16 protein-coding genes and 1 pseudogene are annotated in these 17,736 nt (G+C 68.7%); 9 read left to right on the plus strand and 8 right to left on the minus strand.

Translation table 11 applies throughout. The annotated features are described in order from the left end of the window. Positions 1-328: 328 nt before the first annotated feature. A complete protein-coding gene (locus ABTZ59_RS28010; RefSeq protein ID WP_351419054.1) occupies positions 329-1,063 on the minus strand; it encodes a translation initiation factor IF-2 in 735 nt (244 codons plus the stop codon). A 365-nt stretch (positions 1,064-1,428) separates the two neighbouring features. Here ABTZ59_RS28010 and ABTZ59_RS28015 point away from each other — a divergent pair, with 365 nt between their 5' ends. Continuing rightward, the gene (locus ABTZ59_RS28015; RefSeq protein ID WP_351419057.1) at positions 1,429-4,224 is read left to right on the plus strand and encodes an ATP-binding protein; all 2,796 of its coding nucleotides are present in this window, start codon (positions 1,429-1,431) and stop codon (positions 4,222-4,224) included. 226 nt (positions 4,225-4,450) lie between these two features. On the opposite strand, the gene ABTZ59_RS28020 is transcribed toward ABTZ59_RS28015, so the two are convergent. Beyond that, on the minus strand, positions 4,451-4,834 hold the full coding sequence (locus ABTZ59_RS28020) for an SLOG family protein (RefSeq protein WP_351419059.1): 384 nt from the start codon (positions 4,832-4,834) through the stop codon (positions 4,451-4,453). A 101-nt stretch (positions 4,835-4,935) separates the two neighbouring features. On the opposite strand from ABTZ59_RS28020, the gene ABTZ59_RS28025 reads away from it, so the two are divergent. Together ABTZ59_RS28025 and ABTZ59_RS28030 are read left to right on the plus strand one after the other, a co-directional pair. Further along, positions 4,936-5,127, plus strand: coding sequence for a hypothetical protein (locus ABTZ59_RS28025; protein ID WP_351419061.1), 192 nt, complete (start codon positions 4,936-4,938; stop codon positions 5,125-5,127). 51 nt (positions 5,128-5,178) lie between these two features. Then, positions 5,179-5,313 carry a hypothetical protein gene (locus tag ABTZ59_RS28030; RefSeq protein ID WP_351419064.1) on the plus strand — a complete coding sequence of 45 codons (135 nt, stop codon included), beginning with the start codon at positions 5,179-5,181 and terminating at the stop codon, positions 5,311-5,313. Here the strand turns inward: ABTZ59_RS28030 and ABTZ59_RS28035 are convergent. Genes ABTZ59_RS28035 through ABTZ59_RS28045 form a run of 3 tightly spaced genes read right to left on the minus strand, consistent with a single transcriptional unit; the run spans position 5,297 to position 8,384 of the window. After that, the gene (locus ABTZ59_RS28035; protein WP_351419067.1) at positions 5,297-6,889 is read right to left on the minus strand and encodes a linalool dehydratase/isomerase domain-containing protein; all 1,593 of its coding nucleotides are present in this window, start codon (positions 6,887-6,889) and stop codon (positions 5,297-5,299) included. The genes ABTZ59_RS28030 and ABTZ59_RS28035 overlap by 17 nt on opposite strands. Further along, the gene (locus tag ABTZ59_RS28040; RefSeq protein WP_351419070.1) at positions 6,889-7,506 is read right to left on the minus strand and encodes a hypothetical protein; all 618 of its coding nucleotides are present in this window, start codon (positions 7,504-7,506) and stop codon (positions 6,889-6,891) included. Before ABTZ59_RS28040 ends, ABTZ59_RS28035 begins: the two co-directional genes overlap by 1 nt. Continuing rightward, a complete protein-coding gene (locus ABTZ59_RS28045; protein ID WP_351419072.1) occupies positions 7,506-8,384 on the minus strand; it encodes an alpha/beta fold hydrolase in 879 nt (292 codons plus the stop codon). The genes ABTZ59_RS28040 and ABTZ59_RS28045 overlap by 1 nt, the downstream gene beginning before the upstream one ends. A 557-nt stretch (positions 8,385-8,941) precedes the next feature. Between ABTZ59_RS28045 and ABTZ59_RS28050 the strand changes: the two genes are divergently transcribed. Continuing rightward, the gene (locus tag ABTZ59_RS28050) at positions 8,942-9,859 is read left to right on the plus strand and encodes an endo-beta-N-acetylglucosaminidase H (RefSeq protein WP_351419074.1); all 918 of its coding nucleotides are present in this window, start codon (positions 8,942-8,944) and stop codon (positions 9,857-9,859) included. A gap of 327 nt (positions 9,860-10,186) precedes the next feature. Here ABTZ59_RS28050 and ABTZ59_RS28055 read toward each other — a convergent pair whose 3' ends face one another. Further along, positions 10,187-10,420, minus strand: a complete 234-nt coding sequence (locus ABTZ59_RS28055; RefSeq protein ID WP_351419077.1) for a hypothetical protein — start codon at positions 10,418-10,420, stop codon at positions 10,187-10,189. Between the two features lie 439 nt (positions 10,421-10,859). Between ABTZ59_RS28055 and ABTZ59_RS28060 the strand changes: the two genes are divergently transcribed. The 4 genes from ABTZ59_RS28060 (at position 10,860) to ABTZ59_RS28075 (ending at position 15,405) form a co-directional block, all read left to right on the plus strand. Next, complete coding sequence (locus ABTZ59_RS28060; protein WP_351419080.1) at positions 10,860-11,387, plus strand: DinB family protein; 528 nt, start codon at positions 10,860-10,862, stop codon at positions 11,385-11,387. A gap of 157 nt (positions 11,388-11,544) precedes the next feature. Continuing rightward, a complete protein-coding gene (locus ABTZ59_RS28065) occupies positions 11,545-12,747 on the plus strand; it encodes a cytochrome P450 family protein (RefSeq protein ID WP_351419082.1) in 1,203 nt (400 codons plus the stop codon). 585 nt (positions 12,748-13,332) lie between these two features. Then, on the plus strand, positions 13,333-13,899 hold the full coding sequence (locus ABTZ59_RS28070; protein WP_351419084.1) for a hypothetical protein: 567 nt from the start codon (positions 13,333-13,335) through the stop codon (positions 13,897-13,899). A 111-nt stretch (positions 13,900-14,010) separates the two neighbouring features. Then, entirely contained in the window at positions 14,011-15,405 is a 1,395-nt protein-coding gene (locus ABTZ59_RS28075) for a hypothetical protein (RefSeq protein WP_351419087.1), read from the plus strand. Between the two features lie 79 nt (positions 15,406-15,484). Here the strand turns inward: ABTZ59_RS28075 and ABTZ59_RS28080 are convergent, their stop codons facing one another. Continuing rightward, complete coding sequence (locus ABTZ59_RS28080) at positions 15,485-16,597, minus strand: hypothetical protein (RefSeq protein WP_351419090.1); 1,113 nt, start codon at positions 16,595-16,597, stop codon at positions 15,485-15,487. 302 nt (positions 16,598-16,899) lie between these two features. Here ABTZ59_RS28080 and ABTZ59_RS28085 point away from each other — a divergent pair, with 302 nt between their 5' ends. Further along, the gene (locus ABTZ59_RS28085) at positions 16,900-17,232 is read left to right on the plus strand and encodes a hypothetical protein (RefSeq protein ID WP_351419093.1); all 333 of its coding nucleotides are present in this window, start codon (positions 16,900-16,902) and stop codon (positions 17,230-17,232) included. A 303-nt stretch (positions 17,233-17,535) separates the two neighbouring features. Here ABTZ59_RS28085 and ABTZ59_RS28090 read toward each other — a convergent pair. Further along, positions 17,536-17,736 (minus strand): annotated as a pseudogene (locus ABTZ59_RS28090) (aldo/keto reductase); the annotation flags it as partial.

A 17,736-nucleotide genomic window follows, 5' to 3' on the forward strand; every position in this document is an offset into this window, starting at 1 on the left:
GCCCCAGAAGCTGGGCGCAGTCGGCGTGCGGCGGTGTGATTCACACCCTCGTACCCAGGTGATGGGCCCCACTTCAATCGGGTGGTTCCGCCGTCTCGGGTGGGGGTGTTGACGGTAGTCCTGGGGTTTCGTGAATTCCGTGGCGTCGTTGGCTTCGTACTCGACGGGCGGGATATGGCCTTTCCCCGTGGTGTCGGCGGTGGTTGTACCAGTCAGCCTATTCGGCGGTGGCGAGTTCGATGTGCGAGAGCGTCTTCCAGAGCCGCTGGGGTTTGATCAACTCGGTTTGGGCACGCGGCCCGTGGCCCGAGCGAGCCGGGCACCTCGTTCAGTGTGGTGGCGGTGCCGGGTACAGGGCGTTGCCGACGGTGCAGCCGCCCTCTCCGGGCATCCGCTGGATCTGGGGCGGCACCCACACCTCCGTGGCGCCGGGGCCCACGCGGGCAAGAAGGCAGTCCTGCGCGTCGAAGCCGTTGCCCTTCACCGACAGGAGAACGCCGACCCGGCCGCCGGCCGCCTTCACCTCGGTACGGATCGCCGGATCCAGATCCAGGGCGGCGACCCTACGGCGCACCTCGGCCTCGTCCACCCGGCCGCCTTCCGGCACTCGGGGAAGTTTCGCGCGAAGCTCCTCGTACGGCAGCCGGGGCGGTTCGGGTGGCGGGGCGAAGGTCAGCGGAGGGCCGTCAAGGCAGTCCGTGTCACGGGGATCCTCACGCCACTCCGACTTGGGCGACACCCGCACCGCGAAACAGCGCCGTACGGTGACCTCCTCAAGGTCGAGCCATCTGTTGTACGCCGAGCCGGACGTGCGGACGACCACGTCGATGCCGTCCCCGTCGTGTGTCGAGGTACCCGTCACCTGTAGCACCTCCACCCCGTCGATGCCGGAAGCGGAGCGCCCGACCTCCTCCGCCGTGCGCGGACGCTGGCCGTAGAGCCGCTCGCCCGCCTTCCTGGCCACCTCCCGCGCGGCGTCCGTCGCCTCGTCCTCGGAGGACTGCACCGCCCCGCAGCCGGCGGTGAACAGCAACAGCGAGGCGAGCAGCAGCAGTCGGCGCATGTCTCCACCCTTCCGACGCCGCGCGAGCGGGGCAACCCCTCGCGTACTCAGACCGGCATAGATGATCGTACTCAGCCGGTGCGGCGATCAAAAGTGGGCGCCCCGTGAGGTTCCGGCGGCGGGCCGGGGGCCGCGCCGGGGGCCGCGCCGGGCGCGGGCGAGGCCGGCGGGGCTAATGTTGTGGCTGAGAGAACGATGGCGCTGGTCGCACGATGAGGGGGTGGTCGCCTTGACGCCACAAACCCTCCGAAGGACTGTCGCTCCGCTCCGCGACACCGGGCTCGTCAGGTGGTGAGCTGCGGAATGAAGCTACCGGTCACGGTCCGTGTCCCTCCCGGTTACATGTGTCTCGCCCTCAGCCGGGGATGCCTGCGGTGACGGCCACCGGCGGCGAGACCGCGTTCGTGGGACGCACCGCTGAGCTGGACCGCATGAACCAGTGTCTGCGGACAGCACGGTCCGGTAAGGCCACGAGTGTGCTGGTCCAAGGGGCCGCGGGTATCGGGAAAAGCGCTCTGGTTCGCCGCTGGCTGGCAGGGCTCTCGTCTGAGAACCTCCCCGTTCTCCGAGCCGCCTGCGACATATCCGAGGAAGACCTGGCATTCGGTGTGATCCGGCAGCTGACTTCCCGCGTACCAGCAGCTCTTCTCGACCGGTTTACGCTGCTCGCGGGGGCGGTGCCGACGGCGGAACCCTTTCAGGTGGGTACCGAACTGCTGGCACTGCTAGGCGAGTTGCAGAGCGACGGGCCGGTGCTGATCGTTGTCGACGACGTCCAGTGGGCCGATCGGCCCTCGGCGCAGGTTCTGGGCTTCGTACTGCGCCGCCTGGAGGCCGATGCGGTCCTCACCGTCCTGCTCACCCGCAGCGGTACGGAGCCCGGCGAGGCCGGAGGTCTGGACCTTCATCGTCTGGTCGCGGGCATGCCGCACAGCTGCGAGCTGACTCTGACCGGGCTGGGGGTCACCGAAGTGGCCGAGCTGGCCGCACTGGTATACGGCCGTCCCGTCGGCCGCGGAACAGCTGAGCGGCTCCGGAACCACACCGACGGCCACGCTCTGTATCTCCGGACGCTGCTCGCAGAGGTCGCGTGGGATTCAGTGGCTCACGGGCGGGACGCCCTGCCTGTGCCGACGTCCCTGGTGCAGGCCCTACGGCGCCAGCTGGACGGTCTGCCCGGTCCGGCGCGGAGCCTGGTCGAGGGCATCGCCGTACTGGGCGGCCCGGCGCCCCTCGCCACGGCTGCCCGCGTCGCCTCCGTAACAGATTCCGACGCGGCGCTCGAACCGCTGCTGGCGCAAGGAATCGTGCGGTGGTGGCCCAACCAGCCGTCCACCCCGGTCGCGATAGCCCACGAGCTCCAGCGTGAGGCCATCGTGACCGCCACCTCGCCCCGCCGACTGCGGGCGCTGCACGCCGCCGCGGCCACCCTCGTCGACCGCGCCGCCTCCTGGTCGCACAGGGTCGCGGCCACGCAGGGTACGGATACCCAGCTCGCCCGGGAACTCGAACTGGCCGCCGACGAGTACCACGCGACCGGCGAGCCCGTACGGCCCGCCACCCTTCTGTTGTGGGCATCGGAGGTGGCGCTCCCACGCAGCGAGCGGGAACGCCTGCTGCTCACGGCGGCCGCACGCCTTCTGTGGGCTCAGCGGTACGTACGCGTGGAACCGCTCCTGGCCAGGATAGAAACCGCCGAACCATGCCCGCTGCGAAGCCTGGTACTGGGCGGCTACGGAACGCCCCGAGGTGCTCCAGAGGCCGCGGACCTGCTCACCGAGGCGCTGGAGAACAGCCGGGCCGAGGCCGGAGCGGAGTTCGTGCCGGCCATGGCCGGCACCTGGCTCGGTATCCATCACATCGTCGGCGGACACAGCGCGAAGGCCGTACCACTGCTCCGGGACGTGCTGGCGATCGACCATCTGGATCCACAACTCGCGCCATGGGCGGCCGGCAGCCTTGGACTGGCCCGCAGTTACTGCGCCGGCGCACGCGCGGCCTTGGGCGAGTACGACACCCTCGCCCCCGCGGGCAGTCCGCGCTCTGTCGCGGAGCAGGCCATCCAGCGCGCCTACCGCGGGATGCTCCAGATGTGGGCCGGGGATCTCACCGACGCGGAGAACGAACTCGCCGTCGCCCTGGACACGGCCCGCACCAACGGCTGCCCCGTGACCGCTGAGTTCACCTACGCCAACCTCGCGGCCTCACAGTACTTCCTGGGCCGCTGGGACGAGGCCGCGATCAGCGCCGACCACGCCCTGGTCATCGCCGAGGCCGAGGAGAAGCCCTGGGCGTTCTCATATGCCTGTTCCATCGCGTCATGGGTGCGGGCGGGCCGCGGACAGTGGCAGCGAGCCCAGGAACTGGTCCAGCGGTCCTACCAATGGTCCGGGGCGATCTCGCCGGCCCACGGCCTGCCGCCCGCTGCCGTCGGGGCTGCGGTGCTGGCCCAGGCTCGGGGCGACTATCCCGCCATGCTCGGCGCGCTGCGGACCATCCTTCGGGCCCGCCCCGACTCGGGACCACGGGCCTTCCAGACGTGGTGGCGTCCCCTGTACGTCGAAGCCTTGATCGCCGACGGTGACCTGGACAGTGCCGATACCGCCTTGGCCCACCTGACGGCGCTGAGCAAGGACGCTCCCTTTCTCCGCATGGCCGTGATGTGGCTCTCGGGTCGGCTGTCGCAGGCACGCGGAGAGGCCAAGCGAGCCCGTGACCTGTTCGAAGAGGGCCTCAGCCTTCCCGCGTCCTCCGACGATCCGCCTCTGCACCGGGCGATGCTCGCGCACAGCCACGGCAGGTTGCTGGCCCAGGCAGGAGAGCGCCAACGGTCAGCCGCACACTTCACCCAGGCCCGCGACCTCTTCACGGCACTAGGAGCCCGGCCGTTCCTCACGCGCTACCGCGACGACTTCACGGACCGGCCCTCCGGCAGCCGCCGCGCAGCCGGGCCTCCTCTCTCGGAGCTGACCGACCGCGAGCGCGACATATCCATGCTCATCGGCCGCGGACTCACGAACAGGGAGATCGCCGCCAGGCTGTTCATCAGCAGCAAGACGGTCGAGTACCACCTCAGCCACGTCTACCAGAAGCTGTCCCTCTCCGGGCGCCGCCAGCTCCGGAACATGGTGCAGCAGGACAGCCCGCTGAGCAGCACCTGAACGTCGAGGTACGGCACAGATCCGGCCGGCCGTCCTCGCCCCCGGCCGGCCTCGCCCCCGGCCGTCCGCCACCGGCTACGGCGGCCAGGGCGGCACCCCGGACGCCGGAGCCGCCTGCTCCTGTCCCCCACTTCGAGCAGAAGACTTCCGCCTGTGAGCGCCATCCCCAGAAAACGAGGGCCCGGCTCGGCGATGCCGAGCCGGGCGAGAACCAGCACGACGCTGATCACCCGGTCCACCGCCTCGTCGGGATCCCCGCACCCTCGGCAAGGTCAGCGCAAACGGCCGCGCTCCGGGAGCCGTCGCGGATAAACGCCAGGCACATGTCGGCGCCGAGCTGGACCATCAGCTGATTGCGCATCGGTCCTGCCGCGCGGCCGTGGGCCTTCCAGTCGGCCGGATGCTGCTCCTCGGTGGCCAGGCCTATCCGCGCGACGGCGACATCGTCGACCCAGCCGCCGGCGATCCAGTCGGCGCCGGTCGGGCGCGCGCCGTGGACAACGACGAACGGTCGGTTGACGAGCAGCCAGAGGCGGGTGATCTGGTGGCGGATCAGTTCTTCGTCTTCCCAGTCGCGGGAGCCGGTGACGAGGACGCGGTAGGGGTTCACGGTGGGGGGACTCTTCCCGTTGGTTGGGGCGGGTGATTGTTAGGCGTGCTGGGTGGCTTTGTGGTTCCGCCGGGTTTGGTGGGGTGGCCGGCTCGGCCCGCATGCCCTGGATCAGCAGCGCGGCGAAACGCCGGGAGGCGGCCACCGCCGCGGCCGGCGATGTGGTCCGGATGCCACCGTTGGCCATGGGCACCATGACCAGGTCTTCCAGGACGACGTCCGGGCGCAGCGTGCCCGCCGCCTCGGCACGCCGCGCGATCAAGTTCCCGCCCGGGGCGACGCTCCTCTTCTAGACGGACGGCCTGTCGGAAGCCCGCGATGCGTACGGAGTGTTCCTCGACCCGGTGGAGCAACTGCGTGACCGTCCGTTCACGGGCCCCGACGATCTCCTGGACCTCGTGATCGACACCATCGGGTGGCACACGGGGAGCGAGACAGCGGACGACACCGCGCTCCTCGCGGTCACCAGGCCTGTGTGACCCCGGGCCTGTGTGACCCTCGGGCGCCCGTCGCGACGCGGATCTGGTGGTCGCCGATGTCCAGGTCGAGCCGGATGGAATGGTCGCCGACGACCTGCCAGCCGGCCGAGTCCTGGCCGTCGACGGTGACCGAAGCCTCCGCGGGGTTGGGGAGCTGGTCGATCGTGAAACTGGTGGGATCTCCTCGCCGCGATGGCGTGGCGGCCGTGGTCTCGATGCTGAGGACACGGCGGGTCATGTCGTTCTGTGCACGGCGAATGCCGATGTTGGGGTAGTCGACACCGCGGAGCTCCGGCCCCGACGCCAGCGCGAGCCGGGGTTCGTTGAAGATCCGCCACCACGCTCCCGGACTGCCGCTCTCGGCGAGCATCAAAGTGGCGTTGACCTGCCCGCGGGGCCAGGTGGAGTCGTAGCCGAACCAGAATCCGAAACGGTCCTTCTCCTCGCCGAAGAACCGGGGCTGGTATTCACGCTCGACGAAGTCGCGGATGCGGTCCTCGGTGGCGGTGTCCTCCAGTTCATGTGCCATCCACAGGGCTGTACTGAGGTGGTTGGGATCGGGGTTGAGCCGGCTCAGCGGCAGATCCGGGTTGTCCCAGCCGAGGCGTCGCATCGCCAGCTCGTAGGTCCACAGAGCGAACTCGCGGTCCTGCGGGTACAGATACAGCAGGCAGGGGAACACCCCGTGGGCCGCGGATGGCCCGGGCAGCGTGTGAAGGCGTTGTTCCATCGGGTCGTAGTAGAGCGCGAACGTGCGCAGTTCCCCGGTGCGAGTCAGGCTCATGTAGTGCCGGCGGACGTAGTCGACCCAGAGCGGGAACGGCTCGTGCAGATTGGTTCCGAGCAGCGCGTCGTAGAGTTTCAGCCCGAGCCCGGCGGCACTGACGCAGAACGGCCAGATCTTGGTGTTCTCGCAGTGCGGACCCTGGGGGCGGGTGCGGAACTGGGCGGAGATGAACTCCGCGATCCGCGCGTGAGTCCAGGTGAACTGGCGGTTCTGGTACCCGGTGATGTCGAATGGCTGGTGCTCGTCGGCTTCTCCGGAAACGTAGCGGCGGATCCCGAGAAGCAGGTTCAGCCAGCCCCGGTAGAACACGTTCCCGTCGGCGCCGCAGGGATCCGGCTGCAGCCCCCATGGCTCGATCCCGTTTCCTGTCCACCCCGGTGGCGCGTAGCGGCCGCGAAGCGGTTCGGGGACAAAGGCCAGCCAGGCAGGCGGGTAGCGGTCGACACCGGGATCAGGCCCGATCAACGTGCACCAGTCGACCGCGCCCCAGAACGAGGTGTAGCGGCTGACGAGTTCGTCCGCGATCCGGGTATAGGCCTCGCGCCACGCCGGGGTCGCTTCGAGCATGACCGGAAGGACGTAGGCCATGTAGTGCACGTCGAATCTGGGAAAGGAGCACATCGGCGGCGCGGTGTAACGATCCCACCACGGGTGGGGTTCGCCCTGGTCGCTCCAGTCGTCAGGGGTCGTCGCCTTGTCCCAGATGAACCGCAGCCAGCCCAGCGCGCGGTCGTTCAGCCCGGCCACGGGCGTTCCCTCCCCGGCCGCCGTTTCGGCATGCTCGCTCATCACGGCTCCCACATCGGCTCGCCGTTGGCCCCGCGTACGATCCACAGTTTGGCCCGCGCGTTCCAGGCACCAGTCCAACGTGGGTCCAGCTGTCGCACGGCCGGCTCGATCGTGATCTCCTCGTCGCCGTTCGAGGCCGGGTCGTGTGCCAGGTAGGCGCCTGGCAGAGCCTGCCGGGGAGGTCCCGCCTCGCCGATGGGTACCACCGTGCGCATCAGGCCGCGGAACCACATCAGGAGCAGATGGTTGCCCTCGACCCGGACGGTTCCGTGAATCCGGCCGACCATGACGCGGTCGATCACGTTCGGCGACGTCAGATCACGAAGCGCCTGACCGCTGGTGGTGAAACGGACCGCGAAGTCGGGGGCCGCGGCCCTCCCCGGCGCGCTGGACACGCTGCGCTGTTGGCCGTCGAACACCCAGTGCCGCGAAGGACCGTCGTCGGACGAGATCTCGACCGTGAGACTGCGTGTGATCTGCGACCGGACCGGTGCGCTGAGCCGTGCCGCCTGCACCAGCCCGTACCCGAGCCACCACAGCAGCACCCGCAGCGCGGTCACCGACGCCGGACCTGATGACCATCGCCGCTGCCCGTGCGGCAGGCCGGCCGTGCGCATCACGGGGCCCTCTCCTCGCCGGCGCCGGACAGGAAGCTGTGTACGAGGGAGGCGAACTGCTCGGGCCACTGGAAGAGGAAGCCGTGGCCGGAGTCGGGGTAGATCCGCACGCGCGCGTTGGGCAAGTACTGGGCCAGCAGCCAGGAGTTCGGGGTCGGGATCATGATGTCGTTGTCGCCGTTGGCGATCAGAACAGGCTGGGTGATTCCGGCCAGCCTGTTCAGCTGGGACGAGTCGGGGATACCCCACTCGGTGATGGCGTCCATCTGGGCGTCGCGCGCCTGCAAGCCGGCGGGCTTGTCGAGGTCTTCTTTGCGGGCGGCGCGCCGCTCCAGGAACTCCCGGCCCGCCTGTTGGCTGGTCGGAGTGACTTCGAAGAACAAGGACAGCAGGTCCTCAAGGCGATTGTGCGCAACGTTCGCCAGGTACTGGACGTCGTTGATCCAACCGTGCATCAGATGTCCGCTTCGCGGCCCGGTACCGGCCAGCACCAGCCGGCGGACCAGCTGGGGGCGGATCAGGGTGAGTTCCTGGGCGATCATCCCGCCGATGGAGAACCCGAGGAGGTCGATCCGGGGCAGCTTGAGCGCGTCGATGAAGGCGATGGCGTCGCGGGCCATCTGGGTGATGGTGGGCGGCACCAGCCCGGACGACAGGCCGACGCCGGCGTTGTCGACCGTGATGACCTCGCGGTGGGACGCGAGGGTGCTGAGCAGGAGCGGATCCCAGTTGTCCAGGTTGCCGCGGAAGTGCACCAGCATCACCAGCGGGAGCGTCCCGGGAGAGGGAGTGCCGAACCGCCGATAGGCATATGTCACCCCGTTAGTCGCCTCAACAAACTGGTTCGGGGCGGTCAGCGCAATATCGCTCGTCGACATGACATCTTCCCTTCAGCCGCCTACAGACCCCGCCCCTTCGTTGAGGTTGAGCAGCTCACACACCCTTCTTCAGTTTACGAAGCCCTGTCGCACCCCGCACGCAGAAGCACACGGCTCCCCGGCCCCAGCCGGGCGCCGGCCCGGCCCAGCCCGACCGGGGCCATCAGGACCTCGATGATCGAGAGCTCAAAGGTGTCCACCGCCGGACACAGTGCAGGGGGGTCCGTGCCCGTCCGCGGCTTCGGGGTCGGCTCCCGCTGCCAGCAGCGCCTCCACAGAGACGTGCGGCGGAAGAATGCCGGCGCTGCCGCCTTTCAGCCGCTCGAAGGCCCCCGACCCCCGAGGGTCCGCCGATCTCCCGCAGGACCCTGCCGACTGACCACCCGCTTGCCCCAACTCCTCTGTAACCAACCGGAGTTGCGATGAGTCACGTGAGGAAGTCATGAAGAGTTCCGCACGCTCCTCGGTATTCGGTCGCGGCGGCGGAAAACTCGGAGAGCTCACTCGGCGCTTCCGAACAAGTCGGGCGCCGACCACGCGATGGGAGACGACCAACGATGTTCACTCTGGTACGGAGCAGAGTGCGGACCGCCGCGCTCGCGCTCTCGGCCGTCACGGCCCTCGCCTTCGGCACGACCGCCACGACCGGCGCGGCGGCGGCCCCCGCTCTCGCCAAGCAGGGGCCGACCTCGGTGGCCTACATCGAGGTGAACAACAACAGCATGCTCAACGTCGGCAAGTACACGCTCGCCAACGGTGGCGGCAACGTCTTCGACGTCGCCGTGATCTTCGCGGCGAACATCAACTACGACACGAGCACGAAGGCGGCGTATCTGTACTTCAACGAGAACGTGCAGCGCGTCCTCGACAACGCCGCCACGCAGATACGGCCGTTGCAGCAGCAGGGCATCAAGGTCGTGCTCTCGGTGCTCGGCAATCACCAGGGCGCGGGGTTCGCCAACTTCACGTCTCAGCAGGCGGCTTCGGCGTTCGCGAAGCAGATGTCGGACGCCGTGAACAAGTACGGTCTCGATGGCATCGACTTCGACGACGAATACGCCGAGTACGGCAACAACGGCACTACGCAGCCCAATAGCAGTTCGTTCGTGCACCTGGTGACGGCACTGCGCGCGAACATGCCGAACAAGATCATCAGCCTCTACAACATCGGCCCGGCCGCCTCGCGCCTGTCCTACGGCGGCGTCGACGTCTCCACCACGTTCGACTACGCCTGGAACCCGTACTACGGCACCTGGCAGGTCCCCGGCATCGCGCTGCCCAAGTCGAAGCTGTCACCCGCGGCCGTCGAGATCGGCCGGACCTCACAGAGCACGGCCGCCACTCTCGCCCGTCGCACCGTCAGCGAGGGATACGGCGTCTATCTGACGTACAACCTTGACGGCAACGATCGCAGCGCCGACGTCTCCGCGTTCACCAGGGAACTGTACGGCAGCGACGCCGTCCGCACACCGTAAGGAACCCGCACGGACCGCGCCGTCGACAACGATGTCAGCGGCGCGGTCGCCCTGCGGGCGGTCCGTCGGCACTTGAATACGCGCAGGTCAACGGGCCATCTCTCGGCATCGAACGTGCCCTCGGCCCGACGACCGCAGTTCCACCCAGCGCGCGGGGTCGGGAAGGGCCACCAGGTCATGGAACGTTCCCCCAGCGTCCCGGCGCCCTTCCTTCTCAGCCGGTTCGGCCGTAGAAGCACTGGTCGGGACCGCAGCTTTCCCGAGCCCCAGCCGGGGGGGTTCGTACGTAACCCGTACCGATGCGGCCGGAACGTGGCCGCCCGCTCCTCAGGCGAGGTGGTTGGTGGTGTCCGTGTCGTCCTCGGCGGTGGGCAGCTCGCGGTGTCCCTCGGAGTGGTGGTTGACCCAGCCACACACCCCACAGCTGTAGCGGCCGTCCAGCCCGGCGATGTGCGTGCCGCACTTGCGGCACTCGGCATGGGTGATCTGCGGACCGTCACTGGGCGTGCGGGCGGGCACCGGGGCGCCTACCTCCGGGGGCCAGTTGCTGCGTGCGCTCATGAACCGAGGCTACCTCTGCCGAGGAAGGGGCAGTTCCCGTCTTCCACCCGCACTGCGCGGAGCAGTACCAGGAGCCGTCGTCCGCCTGGCTGGCGGACGCACCACAGGACGGACAGTTGATCGCCGTCACCCCTTCTCACGCGGTCCGTACGGTCGCGGGCGGCACATCCCGGCCAGTCCCGGCCAGTCCCGGCCCGTCGCATCCTGGCCCGGCCCGCGTCCTGTCCCGGCCAGTCCTGGCCCGGGCATTCGTCGACCGTCCGGACCGTAGCGGCTGGACAGCCGGTCGCGCCAGAGCGCCACCCCCACCGTGTCGTGCCGGCTCAGCACTCGCCTCGATCATCGCGGCGCGAGCCGTTCGGCCACGTGGATTGATCGGGCGTGTGCGCTGTCGGCGAAGCAGAGCGTCGGGCATGGCTGTTTCTGCCAGGCTGCGGGGATGAATACGACACCGGATGGACGACCTGTCCCACCCGCGCGTGCCGATGAGCGCGTCATGCTCGAAGCGTGGCTCGACTTTCACCGCGCGACTCTCGCCCTCAAGTGTTCGGGGCTCCGTGATGAGCAAGTACGGCTGGCGTCGGCGGCACCGTCGGCGATGACGCTGTTGGGGCTTGTCCAGCACATGGCCGAGGTGGAGCGCAACTGGTTCCAACGTGTGTTCGCCGGCCAGGATGTGCCCTTGGTCTTCGAGGAATGCGAGGACTTCGGTTTCACCCTCCGTCCGGACCGAGGACTCGACGAGGCGATGGCTGCCTGGCAAGCGGAAATCGCTCAAGGCCGTGAGCTCATCGCCGCCGCGTCACTGGACGACTCCGGTCAACTGTCCGAGCAGGCAGCCGACCAAGTAGGCGATGACAAGGTGTCCCTTCGCTGGATCTTGGTTCACCTGATCGAGGAATACGCGCGCCACAACGGCCATGCCGATCTGATCCGAGAACGCATCGATGGAGTCGCCGGGGCCTGAGTCGGCCATCTGGCCAACAGGCCCTCAGGACATGGTCTGAAGCGCCGTACTCCTTCCCGACCCGTTACGGTGGCCACCGCCGTCCGCGATAAGGGTGTCGGGCACACATCCTTACCGACGACATCACCTTCGAGCTGATGAGGAATCAAACACGCCCATGCCCGACATCCGGCCCCCCGTGGTCCTCGACGAGTGCTTCCAGGCTGATCCCCATGCCTCGTACGCTGCCTTACGCCGCACGACCGCACCTCTGCGGGCAATTGCCCCGGACGGAGCACCTGTTTGGCTGGTAACCGGCTACCAGGACATACGGGCCGCCGCCGCGGACCCGAGGCTCTCGGTCAACAAGGACCACGCACGGACCGCCGGCCGCCACGGTGACTCGATGCCCCCCGAGTTGGACGCCCATCTCCTCAACACCGACCCACCGGCCCACACCCGGCTCCGCCGTCTGGTCAACAGCGCGTTCACCACAACGCGCACCGAGCAGCTCAGCCAGTCCATCCAGGAAGTCACGGACCAGCTCCTGGACCAACTGGCCGCACGCGGCGGCCAGGCGGACATCGTGGCCGACCTGGCCATGCCTCTGTCGCTCACGGTGATCAGCAACCTGCTCGGCATCCCGGACAGCAACCGCCCACACTTCCGGGGCTGGACAGACACGCTGCTCAGCCCCGCGCCCGACGCCGCTGTGCGGTCGCGCGAGGCAATGAGGGAGATGCACCGTTTCCTCACCGACCTCATCGATCGCAAATACGACGCTCCCGGTGACGACGTGCTGTCCGCGCTCATCAAGGAACACACCCACCAGGACGGCCCCCGCCTGAGCAGGGCAGAGCTGGTTGCCATGGCCTTCCTGCTCCTCTTCGGCGGCTACCACAACTCCGCCGGCCTGATCTCCACCACCGTTCTGGCCCTCCTGTCCCACCCAGCTCACCTCGCCGCTGTGCGCGGCGGGAAGCCGGCCATGGACCGGGTCACCGAAGAGGCCCTGCGCTGGAACTCCCCGGCGATGCTGGCCGTCCGGCGGTTCGCCACGCAGGACATGCGGATCGGCAACGCGACCATCCGCAAGGGGGAACGTGTCTGGCTGGCCTGGGCCTCGGCCAATCGCGATCCAGCTCACTTCGTCACGCCCGAGATCTTCGATCCCACCCGCGACACTCGTGGACACCTCGCCTTCGGCCACGGTCCCCATTACTGCCCTGGCGCTTCCCTCGCCCGGCTGGAGAACCGGATCGCCGTGACCGGTCTGGTCCGCCGGTTTCCAAAGCTGTCACTGGTCAACCCCGTAAGCGAGTTGCGGTGGACTACATCGCTGCGCACCAGGAGCCTGTGCGCTTTGCCTGTCTCCATGTGACATGGCGCCGACAATGGCGTCCTCGACCGGCTCAGGGCAGGACGTCCCGATGGAGTATCAAGCGGCTCCGGTGCCCTGGTCACTGACCGGGCGCCAGGGAAAATCCCCCCTGTGTACGTAGACGGGTACAAGGTGCAAGATTCAACCTAGGGTGGTCACCGCCCCACCTGCACGGAGCGCCGACCCGCCGGCCTTCTGTGCGATCCGACCCCGAACTGTCAAATAATCTGCGTGACACGGGAGTTGGCCGCGCGGCACACCTCAACGGCTGGCATGTCCGCACCCCATGACACCCTCCGTGAGGTCCTTCTCTCGCGCGGCGACCGCGCGGGCCTTGCCCTGGCGCTGTCCCCGCCGTCATCGACTCGTGCACCGGGACCTCGGTGGCGCCGCGGCCCGGACAGCGACCCTCGCCCCCCCACGGGGACCGATATCCCCCATGATGTTGCGGCCATCCGTGCGGAGTTGTTCCGCCAATGGCCCAAGATCGACTATTGCTGGATGGCAGGGCTGCCCGGGGCACTGGAGTTTGACGGCGGTGGCCAAGACCCCGGCCGGCCGCCGCGCCCCTGCGAAAGGAGTCCCATGCGTGTCCTGTACGCGCGCCTGCTGACGGTCCTGGCCATGTTCGCGGCCGTGGCGGGCCTGGTCGCCCTGGGTTTCGGACAGCCCTCCGCCGCCGCCCCCGGTCCCGCTGTCCCCCAGCCGCACCACCCCGTCGTCCGCACCAACGCCGCCACCCCTCCCGTGCCGACCCCCTCGGCACCGGCGCCGGGGACGCCGTCACCGCCCCCGATTCCCTCGACGAACCCGGTGCCCGCACCGCCACCGGGCACGGACCCTTGTAAGTCGATCAATGGCATCCCGGCGAGCACCGCCTGCTCAGGGGTGGCCCAGAACCAGGCGGCCAACGACAAGTGCCAGGTGGAGAACTTCCACAACTGCGCGCAGCCGATCACCGGACAGGCGCGGGAGACCTGGCAGCAGAATCAGAACGCCCAGGCCCAAGCGCAGCGGGAGTTCCATGCCGTCCAGCGGGAGCAGTCCGCCGCGAGCGGCACAGCGGAACTGTGCCGCTCCTCCTCCGGGATGCGGGACCGGCTGACCGACTCGAATGTGATCGTGCCTCCGTCCGAGTGGTGGGCCTGCTGATCACTCCGCCGTCACCGGCACCCCGTACGCCGGGCCATTCCGCCCGTAGGCCCCCAGCGCCCCAGTGCTCCAGTGCTCCAGTGCTCCAGTGCTCCAGACAAGGAGGTATCCGTGTCACGACGCCACGCGCGCCGCTGTATGACCGCCCTGCTCGGTGGCTCTCTCGTGTTCATCGCCCCGCCCGTCCCGGCCACCGCGGCGGAGGAGGTCGCCGTGCCCATCGCGAACGCCGACGTCGCCGAACCCGAGTTGACGACCGCGACTCCCGCGACCAAGACTCCCGACCGGTGGACAGGGGCGCAGGTCCAGCACTTCCCCAAAGGACTCGCGGGCCACCCTGACGGACTCCAGGCGGTCTCCCTGAACCAAACGGGACCGGGGACCCTGACAACCCGGCTGTGGCGGGTGCAGAAGGGCTCAAAGGTCACCCTGAACTGGGACGACAGTCCCAGCACCCACGCCGACTGCAAGCAGAACGAAGTCGGCGACGGGCAGCGCTACGAGGTGGTCGCCCCAGGAGCGGGGCCCAACTCGCCCGCGCCGGTGCCGTTCACCACCAAGGGCACGGACAAGGGCAAGGCCAACTGGCAGTCCGGCCGTTCCTACTCCTTCACGGCCGAGGAGAGCAACCCGAAGGTCACCTTCACCTCGAAACAGCCGGACAAGGCGTCCAAGTGCGGCCCGCTGCTGACACGGTTCCGTGCCCAGCAGGAACCCGCGCCCGTGCCGTACAAGGACAAGAAGCCCCAACTGCCGTTGCCCCAGGCCTACAAGAACCACGAGCCCGTCCCGCCCAAGGATGTCGTCACGGCGTGCAACTCCGCCGACGCCTGCCGCTTCGAAAAGGACGAACGGTACTCCTTCCAGTACTACGACCGACCGCGCATGGTGGGCCAGGCGTACATCAACTGCACCCGCAACGCCGTCACCGACGACCGTCCCGTGGAGTGGCAGGAGTACCCCTACGACAATCTCACCCAGTACTTCGTCGATGTGGAGAAGAAGCCGCTCAATCCGCGCCAGCCGCTCAACGAAAGCCTCAAAGAGATCGCCGTGCAGATCGCGGGCGGTTTCACCCGGGCCGACGGCAACCCGCTGGAGATGGCCACCACCAACCCACTGCTGTGGAACCGCAAGGAGCAGCGCAAGCTTGCCGTCACCGTCCAGCCCGGCGAGGTCAGCTGGATCGAGGTGCAGCCGGCTCGGGAGCGGATCACCGGCACCCTGGTGAAGACGCCGGATCTACGCCTCGATGTCACCGTGGACATCCCCTCGGGAGCCTTCGGCGACCGCTTCTACCAGCGCACCGGACCGCTCAGCAAGGTCGAGTTGGCCCGCTGCGCCGATGCCCGGTACAACGCGCGGACCCCGGACGAGACGATCGGCGCCCCGACCCTGCGCGCAGGAAATCCGGTGGCCGGGCTGCTCCCGGTCGCCGCGCGTCCCTCAGACGCCGGGACCCGGGTCCGGCCCGTCACCCCGGTCGCGGAGTCCCGCACGCGCTGACGGCGGTGGTGCGCGGAGCACGATGAGGGGCGACCGGATCCGATCCGGCCGCCCCTCACCCCGTCCCTCAGTGGACGGCTCAGCCGATCCGGCGCCAGGTCGTCCGGTCCGGCTCCAGAACATACCGGCCGGTGGGTGTGCCCGTACGGGACGGGGGTGCCGTACGGCGGAGGTCTCGCCGCTCCGTGTCGGGCTGGTCGGCCTCGGCCCCCTTGGGCCGCAGGGTCTGGCACTTGTCGGGGTTGGTGAAGGTCTGCGCCACCACGGTGCTGGAGTTCACCGTGGAGGGGCCGTCCACGGTCACATTCCTGACCAGCTTGTCCGTGCCTTCCACCACGAGGTCCCCAACGGTGCGCGTCATGGCGTTCAGCGCACCGAACTGGAGCTCGTCATTGGCCTTGATGGTGAACGTCACCTCGGTCGTCTCGGTGTTCGTCATGCTCCACGTACGGTTCCAGGTGCCCTTGAACGCGGCGATGAAGGCACCCTTCAGCGCGAGATGGATATTGCTCTTGGCGGCCACGGTGGTGCTGCCCGTCTCCGTCAACTGCTCGGTGTTGGTGACCTGGTGCTCGGCGGTGACGCTGCCCTTGGCCGTGCCCTCGACCTTGGTCTCCTGGTTGGGGCCCTTGTCCTTGGGGGCGGTGTGATTGGTCGTGCCGATCGTCGCGGTGGCTTCCTTGGTCTCGCTGGCCTTGTCGCTCTCCTCGTGGGTCTGCTGCGCCGAGACCTCACCGGTGCCCGAACCGCTGACCTCGTTGTCGGTCGCCACCTCCCCCTCGATGGTGCCGCTGCCGGAGATCTCCCCGCCGATGTTGTCGCTGCTGCCCGACTCCAGTGTCACCGTGCGCTTGATGGTCATCGGCTCGTTGGTGCAGTTGATGGCGCCATTGGCCACGGAGTAGACGGCGCTGGTGTATTCACGGGATCGCGCCGGATCGAGCCGGAACGAGCAGCTGTGCTGCCCGGTCCTGCCGCACAGATGGGTCACCTCCGACACCGACGCGAGCTCACGCTTTCCGTCGAACGCCTGAGCCCGGGGCGCGGGGCCGGGAAGTCCGTTGCCATCCCGCGCGCCGGCACTGGCGGGCGGCACGGCGGTCAGGGCGAGGGCGGACAGCGCGGGAAGAACGACGGCGGTATGGCGAACCAGCCGCCTACGGGTGGGAAATGGCCGTACGGGGTGTGCCATGCGAGCTCTCCTTGTCATCGCCCGAACCGAGGTGTCCTCCATCCAGAAAACACATCACACCGGTCGCGCGCCGACGCCAACGCGGGCCTCGTGCCCACGGGCGGTTCTTCCATCGTCGTTGGCCCTTGTGGGAGTTGCGACCGCTGGTCACCACGGTCTGCGCCGATCGGGCCGCACCGTACGGCACACGGGTGGCGGCGGCGGACACAGTGGACGTCGTTCCCCGGGTACTGGCGGGTCCGTGCCACTGTGGGCGGGTCGTGGCGCGTGGGCGTCACGCCTTTGGACCAAGGAGTTCGGATATGGCCAAGAAGAAGACGCGACTGCGACTCAGGAACGTCGACGGACATGTCAAAAACGCGACGGCCAGGATGGTCGCCACCCTCCACAGCATTCCCGAGAATGAGCCGCTTGAGGGCGAGGACATCGAGTTCTACACGGGCGACGGCGACGACTCCATCGGGTCGGCACGGACCAACGACCGCGGTGAGGCGGAACTCAACCCCGGCAACAACTACCTCCAGCCGCTCAAGTGGGGCCGGGCGATTGAGGGCGGCGTCAGCGCCGAGTACTTCGGTAGCGCCGAGTACCAGTCCCACCCCAGAGTGAGGGCGACGATGGAGCCGGGCGCCTGAGCGAGGGCCCGCCCTCACCGGCGGGCCCGCAAGACCGCGGACGCGAAGCCGTAGGGCATCGAGCCCAGGGGCCGGGCCAGGACTCTCCACAACATTGTGGGACACAGCGCGTGCGCGCCTCCCCGGCTCGGCTGATTACGCGTCAGAACGCGGAGCTCCTGATGGGGCGACACACGGACGCAACGCCCGGTGCCGCCGGCGCCGGCGATGGGCGCTCAGGGGCACGCGGTTCCTCGCCTGCGCCGAGGGGAATCTCGCAGGCTGTCCGCCTGGCCGGTGTGCGATGACCCTAGGGCGACCCTGTCACCGCGATCGGCGGCGCTGGTCGGCTCGCAGCTCGAAGTCGCCGTAGCTGTTGTCAACGGGGTTGACCGTGACGCCGGGTGCCACGATTTCGTCGATGCGGTCAAGAACGTCGGCTGACAGCGCGATATCGGCGGCCGGCAGAAACGCCTCCAACTGCTCCATGGTGCGCGGTCCGATGATCGCCGAGGTGACGCCCGG

This window comes from Streptomyces sp. NPDC094034 (assembly GCF_040303865.1).
In the GTDB taxonomy this organism is placed as follows: Bacteria; Actinomycetota; Actinomycetes; order Streptomycetales; family Streptomycetaceae; genus Streptomyces.